The organism is Rhizobium grahamii, assembly GCF_009498215.1.
In the GTDB taxonomy this organism is placed as follows: domain Bacteria; phylum Pseudomonadota; class Alphaproteobacteria; order Rhizobiales; family Rhizobiaceae; genus Rhizobium; species Rhizobium grahamii_A.
Window position 1 is genome coordinate 778,829 of sequence record NZ_CP043498.1, and the last position, 19,242, is coordinate 798,070.

Here is a 19,242-nt window from a genome sequence, read left to right on the forward strand (position 1 = left end):
ATAGGCGTCATGCTTGTGCTGGAGAGGGGGATATTGTATGTATTATTTAAGAAATAAATTCATTAAAATAAGTATTGCTGATTTAACCATTCATTATGGTTAACAAATATTCTGTTGCGGCAAAGCAACATCGAATTTCAGCCACCCGTGGGCCACAATCAAATCACATTTTGGCTCTTTCAATTCCTCATTTGGACATCAATTTCCCTTCCGAACCGCAAGGGACATTTGTAATAGCCCGCTGATGCTTCGCTGTAGGACAGTTGACGAAGGCGGCGGGTCTGAAAGGAGACGAGTATGCGTACGTTTATTGCCAGCCTGTTGGTTTCGACTGTTGCCCTCGGTGGGCTTTCCGCAGCTTATGCAGCTGACGCTGTTGACCAGATCCCGGAAGCTCCGGTAGCTCAGAACGAGCCGGCTCCGGCTGCAACCTGGCAGGGCTTCTACCTCGGCGGCGCCGGCACCTACAACATCGGCCGCTTTGGCGACAACTACAATGCTCGTGCGATCGGCGCGCAGATCTACAGCGGTTACAACTGGCAGCAGGGCCAGATCGTATACGGTCTCGAAGGCGACATCGGTTACTCCGGCGCTGACGGCGGCGCTCCTGGCGGCGTTGGCAAGAACGAAGTCAATGGCTCGGTGCGCGGTCGCGTCGGTTACGACCTGAACCCCTTCCTGGTATATGGCACCGGCGGTCTTGCTCTGACGAAAAACAAGTTCAGCAACGCTGCCGGCTCTGACAGCGACACGGCTGTCGGCTACACGGTCGGTGCTGGTGCTGAAGCTTTCGTCACGAACAACATCACCGCTCGCGTCGAGTATCGCTACACCAACTACCAGCACAACGATTTCGAAATTGGTGGCGCAACCATCGCTCGCGGCTACGACGAGCACAGCGTCAAGGTCGGTATCGGCATGAAGTTCTAAGCTTATATCGCTTACGGAAAAAGCCGGGCTCCAGCCCGGCTTTTTTGTTTTCTCCGACAGGCTCTATTTCGGGAAGTCGGTCGAGACGGCGAGTTCCTTCGCCACCTGCTCGTTCTTCGCCTCGATCACGGCAACCGTATCGCTGCCGAACGGCATGCGAAGCGGTGGATTGTCGGAATGCGCGAGGGTGATCATCGCTTTCGCGAGACGAGCAGGGTCGCCGGGCTGCTGGTGGTTATGGCCGGCAGCAAACTCGCGCATCGCGCCGACAGGCGTTTCCAGATAGTCGGCAATCGAGCTTGGACTGATTGCAAGTGAGCTCTCGTCGAGAAAGTCCGTCCGGAAGAAACCAGGCTCGACGACCGTGACCTTGATGCCGAACGGAGCCACTTCGGCCGCAAGTGCCTCGGAAATGCCCTCGACCGCAAACTTCGTCGAGCAATAGACGCCCCAGCCGGCATGCGACATGTAACCGCCGATGGAGGAAATGTTGAGCACGCGGCCGGACCGCTGGCGGCGCATGTGCGGCAGCACGGCGCGCGTCACCTTCAGAAGGCCAAAGACGTTGGTGGCGTAGAGCTTCTCGATTTCTTCTGTCGTCGCCTCTTCAACCGCACCGAGCAGACCGAAGCCGGCATTGTTGAGCAGGATGTCGAGTTTGCCGAAGCGCTTCACGGCTGCCTCCGCTGCCTTGTGCGCCGAGGCCTCGTCGGTCACGTCAAGCGATACGGCGAGCAGGTTGGGGTGATTGCCGAACTTCTCTTCAAGGCCGTTCGGGTTGCGCGCTGTTGCGACGACAGCGTCGCCGGCATTGAGAGCTTCCTGGGTGATAAGGGCGCCGAACCCACGCGATGCCCCTGTGATGAACCAAACGCGCATGACGATCTCCTTTGTCCGTTGCGCTGCAATTTGCTTACGGAGTGAAGGTAGCGTATCGACATAACTGAGAGAATTTACGTTGTGTTTTATGAGTTGCTGAGAAAAATTCATCAATGAAGCGTGTGCGCTCCACCGATCTCGCGATCTTCCTGGCGATCGCCAACCACCGAAGCTTCCGCAAGGCGTCGGTCGAACTGGGAGTGACGGCCTCCGCGCTAAGCCATGCGCTGCGGGCGATCGAGGAGCGGCTTGAGGTTCGCCTTGTCAACCGGACGACGCGCGGCGTGGCGCTGACCGAAGCCGGCGAACGACTGTTCGATCGCATCCGCCCTGCATTTCTCGATATCGACGCCGCCCTCGACGATCTCAACAGTTTCCGCGGCCAGCCGCACGGCAAGCTGCGCATCAATGCGGCGCGCGCCTCGACCAAGCTCGTGCTCCTGCCGATCGTCGCTCGCTTCCTGAAGGCTTACCCTTCTGTCGAGGTCGAGATCGTTATCGACGATGCGCTTGTTGATATGGTGTCATCGGGCTTCGACGCCGGCGTGCGGTTCGGCGAGAGCGTCGCGGCGGATATGATCGCGGTGCCGATCGGTCCGCGCCATCGCTTCGCCGTCGTCGCGTCGCCCGGATATTTCGAGGGCAGGGGGCGACCGCTGACGCCGCACGATCTGCGCGACCACGAATGCGTACGCTACCGCTTTGCCGGCGGCGCCTTCTATCGATGGGAGTTCGAACGCGGCGGCATAGAGCTTGAGATCGAGGTCGGCGGTCCCCTGACCTTGGGCGATCAGGACATCATTCTGGACGCCGTATTGCAGGGCTGCGGCCTCGGATACCTTTTCGAAGACCAGGTGAAGGAAGCGATTTCCGAAGGAAGGCTGGTCCGGGTACTGGAAGACTGGTGCCCCTTTTATCCGGGCTTCTTCCTCTATTACCCGAGCCGCCGGCAACTGCCGACAGCGCTGCGGGCCTTCATCGATTTTGTCAAAGCCGAGAGGATGCAGCCTCAGGCTTGAGGCTTCAGTTCGCCGTAGGCCGGAAATTTCTTCTGGAAGTCGCGGCTCCAGCCGATGAGTTCGGCATGGTCGGCTTCCCACTGCCCCTTGAAGCGTAGATCAAGGTAACCCAGCACCGCGGCGAGAGCGAAATGCCCGCCATGCAGCCGCTTTCCGATCTTCGGCAGATGAACGCTCAGATGGTTCAAGCCGCTGACGGCTTTCTTCCACTGCCGGTCGATCCACGGCTGGTGGATCTTCTCTTCGTCACGGAAGCGCCGTTCGTAGACGATTGCCAGCAGGCAATCGCAAATGCCGTCGCACAAGGCTTCAAGAATTTCCGCCTCGGTGCGCTTGCCATTCTTGGACGGGTAAAGCCGCTTGCCCTTCAGACGGCCGAAGTAATGCATAATGGCGACGCTGTCGAAGATCGACAGGCCGTCATCGGTCAGCAAGGTCGGGATTTTGCCGAGCGGATTGTTGTCGACCAGAACAGCCGGGCCGGCATTCGTATCGACGCGGATCTCGGTAGCATCGAGCTCCAGATAGCGCGCAGCCATGCGGACCTTGCTGGAATAGGGAGATGTCGGCGAGCAAAGGATCTTCATGGCGGCTCTTTCGGAACGGGCGTGTTGCGGCGCGACTATTTCTCGCCGCAAAGAGTCGGTCAACCGTTCTTCGCCACCTTGTTTTCACCGCGCAGCCAGAATGCGCGATGCGATGCATAGCGATCCTGCGCCAGATGATCCTTGAGGGCGGGTAGAAGAGCGTGCAACTCGTCCTTCAGTGTGAAGGGTGGGTTGACGATAACAAGCCCGGAGCCGGTCAATCCGGTAATCCCCCGGTCGCTGCGAACGCTGAGTTCCGCGCAGAGCATCTTCGGAATGTCGAGGTCCTGCAGCGCCTCATGGAATTCCTTGATGGGTGCGCCCTTCTTCAGCGGATACCACAGGCAATAGGTGCCGCCCGGGAAGCGGCGATAGGCCTTCGCCAGGCCGTCGACCAGACGCTCGTATTCGCCATCCTCCTCAAACGGCGGATCGACGAGGACGATGCCGCGCTTCTCCTTCGGCGGCAGGTGTGCGCCGAGCGAAAGCCAGCCGTTCAGTTCGGTGATCCGGACATGATGGTCGCCCTCGAACAGCCGGTGCAGCCGCGCGAAATCCTCCGGATGCAGTTCCATCGCGGAGAGCCTGTCCTGTGGCCGAAACAGCATGCGGGCGAGCTTCGGAGAGCCGGGATAGAAGCGGATGCCGCCCTCCGGGTTCAGTTCTCGCACGGCGGTAAGATAGGGCTCAAGCAGCTCGGCGACCTGCGGGGCAAGTTCCGCGTCCAGAAGCTTGCCGATGCCCTCGCTCCATTCGCCGGTCTTTTGTGCCTCCTCGGAGGAGAGGTCGTAGAGCCCGATGCCGCCATGCGTATCGAGCACGCGAAAGCCTGCATCCTTCTTCTGCATGTAGCGGATCAGCCGGGCAAGAACGGCGTGCTTGAGCACATCGGCAAAATTGCCCGCGTGGTAGATATGGCGGTAGTTCATTTTCGCTGATGCCCGTGATGAATTCGGCTGATCGACGTCATTTGTGACTTTTGGCTGGTTTCCGGTTCGAATATAGAAAAGCCATGAACATTGCGACCCCCATTCACGCCAAATCCGCCAAGTCGAATGTCAGGCTCGGTCACACCGCTTGTCCGCACGACTGTCCCTCCACCTGCGCGCTGGAGGTGGAGATCGGCGACGACGGTCGCATCGGCCGCGTGCGGGGCGCAAACGATCACAGCTACACCTCGGGCGTTATCTGCGCGAAGGTCGCGCGCTATGCCGAGCGGCTCTACCATCCGGACCGGCTGATGCATCCGCTGCGTCGGGCCGGCGCCAAGGGGGCAGGGCAGTGGCAGCAGATTTCCTGGGACGCAGCTCTGGATGAAATCGCCGAAGCCTTCGTCAAGGCGGAAGCGAAAGACGGTAGCGAAGCGATCTGGCCCTATTTCTACGCCGGGACCATGGGCTGGGTTCAGCGCGATTCGATCGAGCGGCTGCGCCACGCCAAGCGCTATTCCGGTTTCTTCTCGTCGATCTGCACCAATCCGGCCTGGACCGGCTTCACCATGGCCACCGGCACGCTGCGCGGACCCGACCCGCACGAGATGGGCCGCACCGATTGCGTGGTGATCTGGGGCACGAACGCGGTGTCCACGCAGGTCAACGTGATGACCCACGCCATCAAGTCCCGCAAGGAACGTGGCGCCAAGATCGTCGTCGTTGACATCTACGAAAATCCGACGATGAAGCAGGCCGATATGGCGCTGATCGTCAAGCCGGGCACCGACGCGGCGCTCGCCTGTGCCGTCATGCACATCGCCTTCCGCGACGGCTATGCCGATCGTGAGTACATGGCGAAGTATGCCGACGACCCCGCCGGTCTTGAAGCGCACCTGAAGACGAAGACACCCGAATGGGCCGCCGCCATCACCGGCCTTTCCGTCGACGAGATCGAGGCCTTCGCGCGCCTCGTCGGCACGACGAAGAAGAGCTATTTCCGCCTCGGCTACGGCTTCACCCGCCAGCGCAACGGTGCGGTCGCCATGCATGCGGCGGCCTCGATCGCGACGGTGCTCGGCTCCTGGCAGTATGAGGGCGGCGGTGCCTTCCACTCCAACAGCGATATCTTCCGCATGAACAATGCGGAACTGACCGGCAAGTCGATGAAGGACGCGGATATCCGCATGATCGACCAATCGCAGATCGGCCGCGCGCTGACCGGCGATGCCGTAGCGCTCCGCCATCGCGGTCCCGTGGCGGCCATGCTGATCCAGAACACCAATCCGGTAAACATCGCCCCCGAACAACGGCTGGTAAAGCGCGGCTTTGCCCGCGACGACCTGTTTGTCGCGGTGCACGAGCAGTTCATGACGGATACCGCCGAGATGGCCGATATCGTCATCCCGGCAACGATGTTCGTCGAGCATGACGATATCTATCGCGCCGGAGGCCAGAACCACATCCTGCTCGGCCCGAAGCTGGTCGAGCCTCCGGAGACGGTGCGAACAAACCTGTTCGTGATCGAAGAACTGGCCAAGCGCCTCGGTGTTGCGGATCGTCCGGGCTTCGGCTTCACGGCGCGCGAAATGATCGACCGTGTCCTTCAGGACAGCAACCTGCCGGGGTACGATCATTTCCTTGAACACAAATGGTTCGACCGCCAGCCGGATTTCGAGGACGCGCATTTCCTCAAGGGTTTCGCGCATCCCGACGGCAAGTTCCATTTCCGCCCGGACTGGGTCGAAGGCGCCGCGCCGAACAAGCCGCCGGCCGCTGTCGGTGCTCTCGGACCACACGAGCAGCTGCCGGCGTTCCCGGATCAGGTTGATGTCATCGAGCTTGCCGATGCCGAGCATCCTTTCCGCCTCGCAACGTCGCCGGCCCGTAACTTCCTGAATTCGAGCTTCGCTGAAACGAAGACCTCGCGTCAGAAGGAAGGGCGGCCGGAACTGATGATGAACCCGGCCGACGCCCTTGCCGGTGGTATCGACCATGGCGATCTCGTGCGGATCGGAAACGACCGTGGCGACCTCAGGATCCATGTGCGCGTCACCGAAGAGGTGAAGCCGGGCGTGTTGATCGCCGAGGGTCTCTGGCCGAACAAGGCGCATGTCGACGGCGAGGGCATCAACGTCCTGACCGGCGCCGATCCGGTCGCACCCTATGGCGGCGCGGCGGTTCACGACAACAAGGTCTGGCTGCGCAAGGATGTCGCATGACGAAATTTGACAAGGCAAAAGCCGAGATCGTCGACGAAAAGACGCTCTCGAACGGCTGGACGCGCCTGAGCGGTTTCCAGATCGACTATACGGATTCCGAGGGCGAGACACACCGGCTGCAGCGCGAGGTCTATCATCGCACGCCGGCCGCGACCATCCTGCTCTACGATCCCAAGCGAGACACCGTTGTCCTCGTCCGCCAGTTCCGGCTGCCGGTCTTCCTTCATGGCGAGCCGGCCTGGATCATCGAGGCCCGGCAGGGCTGCTTGATGGCGATGCCCCGGAAGCGGCCATCCGCCGCGAAGCCGAGGAAGAGACCGGTTTCCGCGTCCGCGACGTCCGCTTTCTCTTCAAGGCCTACAGTTCGCCGGGCTCGAGCATGGAGTTGCTGCATTTCTTTGCCGCCTCTATCGACACTACCGACCGCGTCTCCGACGGCGGCGGTCTTGCCCACGAGCACGAGGACATCGAGGTTCTGGAGGTCCCACTCGACAAGGCGGTGGCGATGATCGAGCACGGCGAGATCATCGACCTGAAGACCATCACGCTCCTGCAATGGGCGGCAATGAACCGCGGCGCCCTGCGCTAGGGCATCTGTTGCAAGTGTTCTGCCGCTGCCGCGGTTCTCAGCTTCGCGTCCATTGTCGCAAGCGGCACGGCCTGAGCCAGGGCAAGGGCGAGATAAGCCGCGTCATAGCCCGACAAGTGATGCTTTCGCGCGAGGCGGATGATCGTCTGGTGGTCGTCGTCGAACATTGTTCTCAGCGGGAGACTTTCGAGGCGCACAAGGCAACCCAGAATGTCCTCGGTTGTGATGCGCCGCCTGCGCTCCGCGACCAGCAGAATGTTGCGCATTTCATGCCAGAAGAGATCCGGCACGAACGCATCCTCGATCTCCAAACGGGATAACGCAGCTTCTGCCTCGGTATTCTCCTCGTCGGGCAGCAGCCAGGCTGCGGCGATCGATGCGTCAGCGACAAAAGGCATCAGCGGCGTCCTTCAAGCCGCCATTGCTGTATCTCATCAGCGGTCGTCTTTGTACGCTCCGCTCGCTCGATCCGGAGCAGGCGGATGGCCTGCGCGCGCTCTTCGCGATCGTCGATTCTGGTCAGCCGTGCAACAGGGACGCTGCCACGCGAGATTTCGATCTCCTGTCCCGCTTCGACCTGCGTCAGAAGCTCGGACAGGCGCGTCTTTGCTTCAGCCACCTTAACCTTGATCGTCATTTCCTGCTCCTTGCCTTGCTGAATCTAGCCTCCCTGTAAAAGTTGGTCAACTGCATGACCAACCTGTAGTGTGTTCACACCGATGTCATGAATCAGCGCTATGCGCTCCGCCTTGTCATAAATACCTGCCTGGAGAAGAACCGATGTGGCTCAGCAATTTTACTCTTGTCCTTCCAGATGAGATCGTGAGCCACGGCTCGGTCCGTGTCGAGGATGGCGTCATCGCTGAAATCCGTCCCGAACCGGTCGCCAACGCTGCGATCGAGGGCGGCGGGCGTCTGCTGATGCCGGGCTTCGTGGACCTTCACGGTGACATGGTGGAGCGCGAGATTGCGCCGCGCCCGAATGCACCGATGCCGATCGATTTCAGCATCCACGAACTGGACAAGAAGCTTGCAGCCGCAGGCGTCACGACCGCATTCGCGGCCGTCTCCTTCGCGACGGAAAGCGTCTACGGCCACGTCCGCTCGCTCGAAACGACATCGGCCGTGATCGAAAGCATCAGCCGATTGAAGAACAACCTGCTCATCGATCATCGTGTCCATGCGCGCTACGAGATCACCAATCTCGGCGCCGCGCCGACGCTCGAAAAGCTGCTCGATGCCGGCCATGTCGACATGGTCTCGCTGACGGATCACACGCCGGGGCAGGGGCAGTACAACAACATCGAGAGTTACATCCTGAGCATCGCCGAACGTCGCGCCATTTCCGAGGAGATGGCCGCCGAGATGGTCGCCAAGCGTATCGAGATGCGCAACAATCCTGACATCGAGATCAAGCTGAAGCAGATCGTCGATCTTGCGCTGAAGCACAAGCTGTCGCTCGCCTCCCACGATGACGATAGCGCCGAGAAGGTCGCGCAGATGCACGATCTCGGCGTTACGATCAGCGAATTTCCGGTGACGCTACCGGCAGCGGAAGAAGCGCGGCGTCGCGGTCTCTGGACGCTGATGGGCGCACCGAACGCGCTGCGTGGCCAATCGATGTCCGGCAATCTCAGCGCATTGGATGCCGCTGCCGCCGGCCTTCTGACCGTCATCGCCGCCGACTATCATCCTGCGGCCTTCGTGCCCGGCATCTTTAAGATCGCCGAGCGCACGAGCCTGCCGCACGCCGTCGCCATGGCGACCCGCAATGCGGCGCGCTCCGCCGGCCTTATGGATCGCGGGGAAATTGCCGTCGGTCAGCAGGCCGATCTGGTTGTCATCGAAGACGGTGACGTGCATCGCATCCGCGCGACCTTCCGCAAGGGTTTGTTCGTCTACAGCGATGGCACGCTGCATCAGCCTCGGGCGCTTGCCGCCTGAGGGCACGGAATATGTCCCGAGAGGGGAGCCTTTCGGGACATGGATATGCGTAGAAACAGAGAATTGGAGCAGGGCGGGTGCTTCAGGCGCCTTCGCCGATCAGCGAGATAACGCTGCTGCGTTCCGCCGGCGCTGCTGCAGCGTCGGTGCTGACGGCCTTGCCGCGCTCCATCTTCACCTTGCCTTGGGCAAAGAGCCGCAGCGCCTGCGGGTAAAGCTGATGCTCGACTGTGAGCACGCGTGCCGCGAGGCTGTCAGCAGTATCGCTGGAGAGAACAGGAACGGCCGCCTGGCCGATGACCGGTCCCTCATCCATGCCTTCGGTGACGAAATGCACCGTGCAGCCGGCGATCCGCATCCCGGCGTCGATGGCGCGCTGATGCGTGTGCAGGCCAGGAAACAGCGGCAGCAGGGAAGGGTGGATGTTGATCATCCGTCCCTCGTAGCGCTGGATGAATGTGCCACTCAGCAGTCGCATGTAGCCTGCAAGGCAGAGAATGTCCGGAGACAGCTGATCGAGCGCGGCAAAGATTGCCTCCTCGTGCGCTTCCTTGCTCGCATAGTCCTTGCGCACGAAGGCAAAGGTCGCAATGCCCTCGGCTGACGCCTTGGCGAGCCCGCCGGCGTCGGCCTTGTCGGAGATCACGCCGACGATTTCAGCCGGATAGTCGCCAGCCTTGGCGGCTGCGACCAGCGCCATCATGTTGGAACCGCCGCCGGAGATGAAGACGACGACGCGTTTGCGCGGCGATGTCATATGGCGAGCGTGCCCTTGTAGAGCGTACCGCCTGCACCCTCGGCACGGGCAATCATCCGGCCGAGCGTCACAACTGTCTCGCCTTCAGCTTCGAGCGCGGCGGTAACCGTCGCGACATTCTCGGCCGAAACGACTGCGATCATGCCGATGCCGCAGTTGAAGGTGCGCAGCATTTCGTTGGCTTCAACGCCGCCCGTTTTGGAAAGCCAGGAGAACACGGCCGGTACCTTGACGGCAGCAAGATCAATCTCGGCTGCGAGGTGCTTCGGCAGAACGCGCGGAATGTTCTCCGGGAAGCCGCCACCGGTGATGTGCGCCAGTGCCTTGATGGCCTTGGTTTCGCGGATCGCCTTCAGGAGCGGCTTTACATAAATGCGGGTCGGCGTCAGCAGCGCTTCGCCGAGGCTCTTGCCTTCCGCGAATGGCGCCGAGGCATCCCAGGCAAGGCCCGAAATGCCGACGATCTTGCGCACCAGCGAGAAGCCGTTGGAATGAACGCCCGAGGAGGCAAGGCCGAGGATCACGTCGCCTTCGGCGATGTCGCCCGACGGCAGCAGCTGGCCGCGCTCGGCTGCACCGACGGCAAAGCCGGCAAGGTCGTAATCGCCGGAGGAGTACATGCCGGGCATCTCGGCGGTCTCGCCGCCGATCAGCGCGCAGCCCGCGTCACGGCAGCCGGCAGCAATACCCTCGACGATCGCCGCACCCTGATCGGGATCGAGCTTGCCTGTCGCGAAATAGTCGAGGAAGAAAAGCGGTTCCGCACCCTGGACGACCAGATCGTTGACGCACATCGCAACGAGATCGATGCCGACGGTGTCGTGATAATCGGCGTCGATGGCGATCTTCAACTTGGTGCCGACGCCGTCATTGGCGGCAACGAGAACCGGATCGGTGAAGCCTGCAGCCTTGAGGTCGAACAGGCCACCGAAGCCGCCGATCTCGCCGTCCGCACCCGGGCGGCGCGTCGAGCGCACGGCGGGCTTGATCTTCTCCACCAGAAGGTTTCCGGCATCGATGTCGACGCCTGCGTCGCTATAGGTCAGGCCGTTTTTTCCAGACTGGCTCATGCTGCTCTCCGATGGCTGTGCGCGGGCGGGAAATGTCACCGCCTCGATATGCGGGTCGCCATTGCATGACACGGGCCTATATGCAAGGGATTGCATGGAAAAAGCCCCAATTTCCCGCTCTTTTGAAGCAGGCTCTCGGGATTTTTAGCGGCGGGGTTGACCATTCTCTCAGCCACATCCTATGTGCACCAAGGCTGCATCGCGACGATGCGGAAATCGAGACCGTCGATCAGCGGGGAATATGATGCCACAGCAGGTTAGCGGGGCGGGTCTGAAGCGCCAGGTCATCTTCTGGCTGATCGTGCTCGCCTTCTTCATTGGTTTCCTCTTCGTCTTCAGCTCGATCCTGCTGCCGTTTCTTGCGGGCATGGCGCTCGCTTATTTCCTCGATCCGGTGGCGGACCGGCTGGAGCGCTTCGGCTTGAGTCGCCTAATGGCCACGATCGTCATCCTGATCGCCTTCATCGTGATGATCGTGCTGGCCCTGATGATCCTGATACCGGTCCTTGCCAGCCAGCTGAGCGACTTCGCCGGCCGTCTGCCGGGGTACATCGATCAGCTGCAGACCTTCATCGCCAAGTCGCAGAATTCGCTCTTGCCTGAATGGGTTCGCAACCAGCTCGGAACGATCAAGAACAATTTCTCAGAGATCCTCTCGCAGGGCTTCGGACTGCTCACCGGGCTTTTCGGTCAGGTATGGAGTTCCGGCCTTGCCGTCGTCAACGTCATCTCGCTCATGGTCGTCACCCCGGTTGTCGCCTTCTACATGCTGCTTGACTGGGATCGAATGGTCTCGAAGGTCGATCAGTACATACCGCGGGACTATGTCGCCAACGTCCACCAGATCGCGCGCGAAATCGACCAGGCGATCGCGGGTTTCATCCGCGGGCAGGGCTCTCTCTGCTTGATCCTGGGCATCTGGTACGCGGTCGGCCTCTCGCTCGTCGGCCTGAATTTCGGCCTGCTGATCGGCCTCTTCGCGGGCATGATCAGCTTCATCCCTTACGTCGGCTCGATGGTCGGACTGGTGCTCGCCGTTGGCGTCGCCATCGTACAGTTCTGGCCGGATTACATCTGGGTCGGGGCCGTGCTTGCCGTCTTCTTCAGCGGGCAGTTCATGGAAGGCAATATCCTGCAGCCGAAGCTCGTCGGGCATAGTGTTGGCCTTCACCCCGTCTGGCTGATGTTTGCGCTCTTTGCCTTCGGCGCGCTGTTCGGTTTTGTCGGCCTCCTGGTGGCCGTTCCGGCCGCTGCGGCCGTTGGCGTGCTTGTCCGTTTTGCGCTTTCACGCTACCTTGAGAGCGATCTTTATGCGGGCGGGTCGAAAACTGGCCAGGTTCGCAGGACAAAAGCTGACCCTAAATGAACGAAGTGAAGAATGCTGGTTCCAGGCGCGTCGCAGTGGAACAGATCCCGTTGGCCTTTTCGCACGCCGCCGCAAGCGGTCGCGACGATCTCTTGATCTCCGAACGCCTGGCTGCAGCTGTCGCGATCGTCGATGCCTGGCCGCAATGGCCGTCGCCTGTCGTTATCCTCGCCGGTCCCGTGGGCTCGGGCAAATCGCATCTTGCCAATATCTGGAAGCAGCATAGCGGCGCCGTCGATATCCAGCCGGCCAAGGGAGCGTACGCCGCCGTCAGCGCCGCCAACGGGCCGGTGCTCTTCGAGGACGTCGACCGGGTCGGCTTCGATGACAATGAGCTTTTCCACGTCATCAACAGTGTTCGCGAAAACGGACACAGCCTTCTGATGACAAGCCGCCTCTGGCCGATGTCCTGGGCTGTCGAGTTGCCCGACCTGCGTTCCCGGCTGAAGGCCGCGACCGTGGTGGAGATCGGCGAGCCTGACGAGGAACTCCTCTGTCAGGTGATCGTGAAGCTCTTCGCCGACCGGCAGCTTAATATAGACGACAAACTCGTGCTCTATATCGTTAATCGAATGGAGCGCTCGTTGAATGCCGCGCAGACGATCGTCGAAAGACTGGACCGGCTGGCGCTCTCTCGAGGCACGAAAATCAGTCGCACTCTTGCGGCCGAAGTGTTGAATGAATTGGGCAATTCCGGCGCGGCTGATTGACTGTCACAGTTCCGTCGTGAAACTGATATAATTCGCAAAGCGAGTGAAAACGGGGCAATTGGACAATGGACAGCGCAGTCGCGGGGCACAACGAACCTACTCCTGAAGCGAAGGAGACGGTGTTGCCGCTCGAAGAGCTGCTTTCCAGCCCGGAGCGTTTCATCAACCGCGAATTCTCGTGGCTGCAGTTCAACCGGCGCGTCCTTGAGGAAACGCTGAACACCGAGCATCCGCTGCTCGAGCGCGTTCGCTTCCTGTCGATCTCGGCCGCCAACCTCGATGAATTCTTCATGGTGCGCGTTGCCGGTCTTGAAGGGCAGGTGCGCCAGAACATCGTCGTTCGCACGCCTGACGGCAAGACGCCCGCCGAGCAGCTCGACGCCATCCTGCAGGAGATCGATAACCTGCAGATGGAGCAGCAGGCCTCGCTGGCGGTCCTGCAGCAATATCTTGCCAAGGAAGATATCCTGATCGTCCGTCCGGGCGCACTCAGTGAAACCGATCGCAACTGGCTCGCGACCGAATTCGAGCAGGCGATCTTCCCGGTGCTGACGCCGCTGTCGATCGACCCGGCCCATCCGTTCCCCTTCATCCCGAACCTCGGCTTCTCCATAGGCCTGCAGCTGGTCAGCAAGAATGGCCGCGAGCCGATGACGGCGTTGCTGCGCCTGCCACCGGCGCTCGATCGTTTCGTGCGCCTGCCCGATGATGGCAATACGATCCGCTACATCACGCTCGAGGACGTCGCCAATATCTTCATCTACCGGCTCTACCCGGGCTACGAGGTGCAGGGCTCCGGTACGTTCCGCATCATCCGCGACAGCGATATTGAAGTCGAGGAAGAAGCAGAAGATCTCGTCCGCTTCTTCGAAACGGCGCTCAAGCGCCGCCGCCGCGGTTCGGTCATCCGACTCGAAACCGATTCCGAAATGCCGGCATCGCTGCGCCAGTTCGTGGTTCAGGCGACAAACGTGCCCGATAACCGCGTGGCCGTTCTGCCGGGCTTGCTAGCCCTGAACACGCTGTCTGAGATCACCAAGGCGCCGCGCGACGATCTGCGTTTCCCCTCTTACAATGCGCGATTTCCAGAACGCGTCCGTGAACACGCCGGCGATTGCTTCGCCGCCATCCGCGAAAAGGACATGGTGGTTCACCACCCCTACGAGTCCTTCGACGTGGTGGTCCAGTTTCTGCTTCAGGCTGCACGCGATCCTGACGTCCTGGCGATAAAGCAGACGCTCTACCGCACCTCCAACGACAGCCCGATCGTGCGCGCACTGATCGACGCGGCCGAATCCGGCAAGTCGGTGACGGCGCTGGTCGAGCTGAAGGCGCGTTTCGACGAGGAAGCCAACATCCGCTGGGCGCGCGACCTCGAACGCGCCGGCGTGCAGGTCGTCTTCGGTTTCATCGAACTGAAGACCCACTCGAAGATGTCGCTGGTCGTGCGCCGCGAAGAGGGCAAGCTGCGCAGCTACTGCCATCTCGGCACCGGCAACTATCACCCGATCACCGCGAAGATCTATACCGACCTGTCGTTCTTCACCTGCAATCCGGTGATTGCCCACGACATGGCCAATATCTTCAACTTCATCACCGGCTATGGCGAGCCGGAGGAGAGCATGAAGCTCGCCGTATCGCCCTATACGCTGCGCTCGCGCATCCTTCGTCACATCGACGAAGAGATCAAGCACGCCAAGAACGGCGCGCCGGCCGCCATCTGGATGAAGATGAACTCGCTCGTCGATCCCGAAATCATCGACGCGCTCTATACGGCGAGCCACGCCGGCGTCGAAATCGATCTCGTCATTCGCGGTATCTGCTGCCTGCGCCCGCAGGTGCCCGGCCTGTCGGAAAACATCCGCGTCAAGTCGATCGTCGGCCGCTTCCTCGAACACAGCCGTATCTTCTGCTTCGGCAACGGTCACGGTCTGCCTTCGGACAAGGCGCTGGTCTATATCGGCTCCGCCGACATGATGCCGAGAAACCTCGATCGCCGTGTCGAAACGCTGGTTCCGCTAACCAATCCGACCGTGCACGAGCAGGTTTTGTCACAGATCATGCTGGGCAACCTCATTGACAATCAACAGAGCTACGAGATATTGGCCGACGGGACGTCAAGGCGCATGGAGGTGCGCAAGGGCGAGGAGCCGTTCAACGCGCAACAGTATTTCATGACCAATCCCAGCCTTTCGGGCCGTGGTGAAGCGTTGAAATCCAGTGCGCCAAAGCTGATCGCCGGCCTGCTTTCTGGCCGAAACAACAAGTAATATTGGACCTTCATGGTTGAATCAGAAGCCCAGGGGCGCCTTCCAGGCATTGCCCCGGTCTCCGTTGTCGATATCGGGTCGAACTCGATCCGTCTGGTGATATACGAAGGTATGTCCCGCTCGCCGACGATCCTTTTCAACGAAAAGGTACTTTGCGGCCTCGGCAAGGGCATCGCCCTGACGGGCAAGATGGACGAGGCGAGCGTCGAGCGTGCACTGACGGCGCTTCATCGGTTCAAGGCGCTTTCCGATCAGGCGCGTGCGGCAACGATGTACGTGCTGGCGACTGCTGCGGCGCGTGAGGCATCCAACGGTCCTGACTTCATCCACAGCGCCGAGACGATCCTGGGACGCAGGGTCCGCGTTCTCTCAGGTGAAGAGGAAGCCAAGTTCTCGGCTCTCGGCATCGTCAGCGGCTTCTTCGCGCCGGACGGCATCGCGGGTGATCTCGGCGGCGGTTCGCTGGAGCTCATCGACATCAAGGGCAAGGAGATCGGCAAGGGCATAACCCTGCCACTCGGTGGCCTTCGGCTGTCGGAATACGCCGGCGGCTCGCTCGAGAAGGCCCGCACGTTTGCCCGCAAACACGTCAAGACGAGCGCGAAGCTGCTCGCCCAAGGCGCCGGGCGAACCTTCTACGCCGTTGGCGGCACCTGGCGAAACATCGCGAAGCTTCACATGGAGATGACGCAGTATCCGCTGCACATGATGCAGGGCTACGAGGTGTCGCTGGAAGCCCTGATGCAGTTCCTTGATCAGGTCGAGGCTGCCAAGGACTCGAAAGATCCCGCGTGGATGGCCGTCTCCAAGCACCGTCGTGCGCTGCTTCCCTTCGGCGCCGTCGCGATGAAGGAAGTGCTGAGCGTCATGAAGCCCTCTGTCATCTCCTTCTCCGGGCAGGGCGTGCGCGAAGGCTATCTGTATTCATTGCTCTCGGAGAGCGAGCGCCGCAGCGACCCACTGCTGGCCGCAGCCGGCGAGCTTGCCATCCTGCGTGCACGTTCGCCCGAACACGCTCGCGAGCTCGCTGACTGGACCGGTCGCATGATGCCATGCTTTGGGATCGTCGAGACGGAAGAGGAGGCACGCTATCGTCAGGCCGCCTGTCTTCTCGCCGACATCAGTTGGCGCGCACATCCGGACTACCGCGGCCTTCAGGCGTTGAACATCATCGCCCATTCCTCTTTCGTCGGCATCAGCCACCCCGGACGCGCCTTCATCGCGCTGACCAACTATTACCGCTTCGAAGGTCCGCATGACGATGGCGCGACCGAACCGCTCGCCGCGATCGCCACGCCGCAATATGTCGAGCGCGCCAAGCTGCTCGGCGGCATTTTGCGCGTCGTCTATCTCTTCTCCGCTTCGATGCCCGGTGTCGTCCGCAATCTGAGCTTCCAGAAATCGTCGAACCCGGATATCGATCTGGAGTTCGTCGTTCCCGCCGAATATCACGATTTCGCCGGCGAACGTCTGGATGGACGCCTGCAGCAGCTGTCGAAGCTCACCAACAAGCGCCTCGCCTTCCGCTTCGAGTAAGGCGGAGCCGTCATGGCAGTGCCAGCAAAATCCTGGCCGCCAGCTAGATGAGCTTTCGTGTCTTGCGCCTCAAGTTGACCTATTGGCTCCATATGCTTGAAATGCCGCATCGACATCATGAGCGAAACTCGGGCGAGGGACATGATCACTGACATCGAGGACTTCTTCACGAAAGGATGCGGTCGCTGCGATCGCTTTGCGACGCCGGACTGTTCGACGCGCCAGTGGATCGGCGGGCTGAACGAACTTCGCCGAATCTGTCGCGAGGCGGGGCTGGTCGAAACGGTGAAGTGGGCGCATCCCTGCTATATGCACGAGGGCCGCAACATCGTGATCCTTGGCGCTTTCCGCGACAATTTCCGTGCGACGTTCTTCAACTCAGCACTGCTGAAGGATCCCGAAGGCGCGCTCGAGAAGCAGGGGCCGAACACCCAGCATCCCGATATGCTCTGTTTCCGGAGCAACGAACAGGTCGCGAAGATGGAGCCCGTTATCCGCTCCTACCTGAAGGAGGCCATGGGCTACGCCGAGGCGGGCATCAAGCCTCCCAAGCAGCAGAGCGAACTCGAACTGCCGGACGAGCTGGTTGAGGCTTTGGATTCGGATCCGGAACTTGCCGAAGCTTTTCATGAGCTGACGCCTGGCCGCCGGAAGAGCTACGTCATCAATCTCAACGGAACGAAGAAGCCGGAAACGCGCATGGCGCGGATTGCCAAATTCCGCGATCACATCCTTGCCGGCAAGGGCGCAACAGAGCGATAGCGGCGAACGGGAACCAGTTCGGACCTCTTCCACCACATTCCCTGAGAGAGCTTATCGTCTCGAACGGAACTCCCCCTGCGAGGGTAACCTCGCTTCGCATTTCGCAGTGATCGCGATCATCGCTACCATGCCAGTTGCCACATGCAGGCGACTGGCGTACACATTGCCCATCGCGAAAAGCGACCGCCTCCTCTGATCCGACGAATGGTCGGATTGAACGGACGATGTCCGGGGACGGTCGAGTACAAGCCATCCACTGCACATCACGCAGGGATCGGCCAGCGTTTCCAAAGAAACCAGACGCCTGCATCGCAGGCCCAACCGCAAGAACGGATGCCTGAGGGCACCGGACGCTTGCGCTGATCGGAACGCGTCATGAATAGACCACTTGTCGTTATTTTTACTGCCATTGTCCTCGATGCCGTCGGCATCGGGCTTATCTTTCCCATCCTCCCTTCACTGCTGAGCGACGTCACCCACGGCGGGAACGTCGCTGCCTACATCGGCGTGATGACCGCGCTCTATGCGGTCATGCAGTTCATCTTCTCGCCGGTGCTGGGCTCGCTCAGCGATCGCATGGGCCGCCGACCCGTCCTGCTCGTTTCGCTTGGCGGTGCGGCGATAAACTATCTGCTACTCGCCTTTGCATCCAATCTATGGATGCTTCTACTAGGACGCGCGATCGCGGGCCTCACCAGCGCGAACATGTCGGTTGCAACCGCTTACATCACCGATATCTCGCCGGAGGATAAGCGCGCGCGCCGCTTCGGCCTGTTCAACGCGATGTTCGGTATGGGCTTCATCGTAGGGCCTGTCCTCGGCGGCGTTCTGGGCGACTATTGGCTGCGCTTGCCATTCATCGCCGCAGCCCTGTTGAACGGCTGCAATCTGCTGCTGGCGTTCTTCGTCTTGCCGGAATCGCGAGTGGCCGGTGCGACGAAAGTCGATCTGGCATCTCTCAACCCCCTTCGTCCGTTACGCTGGGTGCTGTCCGAGAAACGTTTGCTGCCCGTGACGCTCATGTTCTTCATCCTGAGTTCCACCGGTGAAGCCTACGGCACCTGCTGGGCGCTTTGGGGAAATGATGCCTTCCAGTGGAACGGGCTCTGGATTGGCCTGTCGCTTGGCACCTTCGGCGTCTGCCAGACCCTTGCGCAGGCGTTTCTTCCGGGGCCAGCCGTCAAGCTGCTGGGTGAACGTGGTGCCATCGTGACCGGCATCGCGGGTGCTTGCCTTGCACTGACCGTTATGGCCTTCGCCGGTCAAGGCTGGATGATCTTCGCGATCATGCCGGTCTTCGCACTCGGCGGCATCGGCACGCCGGCTTTGCAGTCGCTGGCTACCCGCCAGGTGGGAGAGCACCAGCAGGGTCAGTTCCAGGGCCTGCTTGCCTCGGCGGTGAGCCTTGCCACGATCGTCGGGCCGCTCGGGTTCTCAAGCCTGTATCTGCTTGTCAGAGGGCAGTGGCCGGGTGCGATCTGGCTTTCGGTCGTTGTCGTCTATCTGGCCGCACTGCCTGTGGTGCTGGGTCTGCGACTGAAGGCACCAGAACCGGAGCCTGTCTGCTGAATGGCAGACGCCACTGGCTCCACCGCGGTAACAAATGGGCGGTGTCACCTTTCGTGAGCAAGCCGTTGAAGGACGTATATTTACCGTAACGTACTTCCTTTCC

Annotated in this window: 17 protein-coding genes and 1 pseudogene; 11 read left to right on the plus strand and 7 right to left on the minus strand. The window is 60.9% G+C overall.

Annotated elements, in window-relative coordinates; all coding sequences use genetic code 11:
- Positions 1-297 precede the first annotated feature (297 nt).
- Positions 298-930 carry an outer membrane protein gene (locus FZ934_RS03905; protein WP_153270006.1) on the plus strand — a complete coding sequence of 211 codons (633 nt, stop codon included), beginning with the start codon at positions 298-300 and terminating at the stop codon, positions 928-930.
- A 63-nt stretch (positions 931-993) separates the two neighbouring features.
- Here the strand turns inward: FZ934_RS03905 and FZ934_RS03910 are convergent, their stop codons facing one another.
- The gene (locus FZ934_RS03910) at positions 994-1,809 is read right to left on the minus strand and encodes an SDR family NAD(P)-dependent oxidoreductase (RefSeq protein WP_153270007.1); all 816 of its coding nucleotides are present in this window, start codon (positions 1,807-1,809) and stop codon (positions 994-996) included.
- Between the two features lie 113 nt (positions 1,810-1,922).
- On the opposite strand from FZ934_RS03910, the gene FZ934_RS03915 reads away from it, so the two are divergent.
- Positions 1,923-2,828 carry a LysR family transcriptional regulator gene (locus FZ934_RS03915; RefSeq protein WP_153270008.1) on the plus strand — a complete coding sequence of 302 codons (906 nt, stop codon included), beginning with the start codon at positions 1,923-1,925 and terminating at the stop codon, positions 2,826-2,828.
- Here FZ934_RS03915 and FZ934_RS03920 read toward each other — a convergent pair.
- Together FZ934_RS03920 and FZ934_RS03925 are read right to left on the minus strand one after the other, a co-directional pair.
- On the minus strand, positions 2,819-3,415 hold the full coding sequence (locus FZ934_RS03920) for a glutathione S-transferase (protein ID WP_153270009.1): 597 nt from the start codon (positions 3,413-3,415) through the stop codon (positions 2,819-2,821). The genes FZ934_RS03915 and FZ934_RS03920 overlap by 10 nt on opposite strands.
- Before the next feature lie 59 nt (positions 3,416-3,474).
- Positions 3,475-4,344 (minus strand): 23S rRNA (adenine(2030)-N(6))-methyltransferase RlmJ, encoded by an 870-nt coding sequence (locus FZ934_RS03925; RefSeq protein WP_153270010.1) that lies wholly within the window; start codon positions 4,342-4,344, stop codon positions 3,475-3,477.
- A gap of 83 nt (positions 4,345-4,427) precedes the next feature.
- On the opposite strand from FZ934_RS03925, the gene FZ934_RS03930 reads away from it, so the two are divergent.
- On the plus strand, positions 4,428-6,566 hold the full coding sequence (locus tag FZ934_RS03930; RefSeq protein ID WP_153270011.1) for a molybdopterin-containing oxidoreductase family protein: 2,139 nt from the start codon (positions 4,428-4,430) through the stop codon (positions 6,564-6,566).
- A pseudogene (locus FZ934_RS03935) lies at positions 6,563-7,155 on the plus strand (NUDIX domain-containing protein). The gene FZ934_RS03930 and the pseudogene FZ934_RS03935 overlap by 4 nt, the downstream one beginning before the upstream one ends.
- On the opposite strand, the gene FZ934_RS03940 reads toward FZ934_RS03935, so the two are convergent.
- Positions 7,152-7,553 (minus strand): type II toxin-antitoxin system VapC family toxin, encoded by a 402-nt coding sequence (locus FZ934_RS03940; RefSeq protein WP_153270012.1) that lies wholly within the window; start codon positions 7,551-7,553, stop codon positions 7,152-7,154. The pseudogene FZ934_RS03935 and the gene FZ934_RS03940 sit on opposite strands and share 4 nt — an antisense overlap.
- Positions 7,553-7,792 carry a type II toxin-antitoxin system Phd/YefM family antitoxin gene (locus FZ934_RS03945; protein ID WP_037134645.1) on the minus strand — a complete coding sequence of 80 codons (240 nt, stop codon included), beginning with the start codon at positions 7,790-7,792 and terminating at the stop codon, positions 7,553-7,555. Before FZ934_RS03945 ends, FZ934_RS03940 begins: the two co-directional genes overlap by 1 nt.
- 143 nt (positions 7,793-7,935) lie before the next feature.
- Here FZ934_RS03945 and FZ934_RS03950 point away from each other — a divergent pair, with 143 nt between their 5' ends.
- Positions 7,936-9,099 (plus strand): alpha-D-ribose 1-methylphosphonate 5-triphosphate diphosphatase, encoded by a 1,164-nt coding sequence (locus FZ934_RS03950; protein WP_153270013.1) that lies wholly within the window; start codon positions 7,936-7,938, stop codon positions 9,097-9,099.
- Positions 9,100-9,181: 82 nt separating this feature from the next.
- Here FZ934_RS03950 and purN read toward each other — a convergent pair whose 3' ends face one another.
- Together purN and purM are read right to left on the minus strand one after the other, a co-directional pair.
- Positions 9,182-9,856 (minus strand): phosphoribosylglycinamide formyltransferase, encoded by a 675-nt coding sequence (gene purN / locus FZ934_RS03955; protein ID WP_153270014.1) that lies wholly within the window; start codon positions 9,854-9,856, stop codon positions 9,182-9,184.
- Entirely contained in the window at positions 9,853-10,926 is a 1,074-nt protein-coding gene (gene purM, locus FZ934_RS03960) for a phosphoribosylformylglycinamidine cyclo-ligase (RefSeq protein ID WP_153270015.1), read from the minus strand. The genes purN and purM overlap by 4 nt, the downstream gene beginning before the upstream one ends.
- A gap of 244 nt (positions 10,927-11,170) precedes the next feature.
- Here purM and FZ934_RS03965 point away from each other — a divergent pair, with 244 nt between their 5' ends.
- From FZ934_RS03965 to FZ934_RS03990, 6 genes are all read left to right on the plus strand, one after another.
- On the plus strand, positions 11,171-12,292 hold the full coding sequence (locus FZ934_RS03965; protein ID WP_153270016.1) for an AI-2E family transporter: 1,122 nt from the start codon (positions 11,171-11,173) through the stop codon (positions 12,290-12,292).
- On the plus strand, positions 12,289-13,002 hold the full coding sequence (hdaA, locus tag FZ934_RS03970) for a DnaA regulatory inactivator HdaA (RefSeq protein WP_153270017.1): 714 nt from the start codon (positions 12,289-12,291) through the stop codon (positions 13,000-13,002). Before FZ934_RS03965 ends, hdaA begins: the two co-directional genes overlap by 4 nt.
- A 65-nt stretch (positions 13,003-13,067) precedes the next feature.
- On the plus strand, positions 13,068-15,272 hold the full coding sequence (locus FZ934_RS03975; RefSeq protein WP_153270018.1) for an RNA degradosome polyphosphate kinase: 2,205 nt from the start codon (positions 13,068-13,070) through the stop codon (positions 15,270-15,272).
- Between the two features lie 12 nt (positions 15,273-15,284).
- Positions 15,285-16,808: an exopolyphosphatase gene (gene ppx / locus FZ934_RS03980; protein ID WP_153270019.1), complete on the plus strand. Its 1,524-nt coding sequence runs from the start codon at positions 15,285-15,287 to the stop codon at positions 16,806-16,808.
- Between the two features lie 141 nt (positions 16,809-16,949).
- Complete coding sequence (locus FZ934_RS03985) at positions 16,950-17,570, plus strand: YdeI/OmpD-associated family protein (RefSeq protein ID WP_153270020.1); 621 nt, start codon at positions 16,950-16,952, stop codon at positions 17,568-17,570.
- A gap of 375 nt (positions 17,571-17,945) precedes the next feature.
- The gene (locus tag FZ934_RS03990) at positions 17,946-19,139 is read left to right on the plus strand and encodes a TCR/Tet family MFS transporter (protein ID WP_153270021.1); all 1,194 of its coding nucleotides are present in this window, start codon (positions 17,946-17,948) and stop codon (positions 19,137-19,139) included.
- Positions 19,140-19,242: the final 103 nt, after the last annotated feature.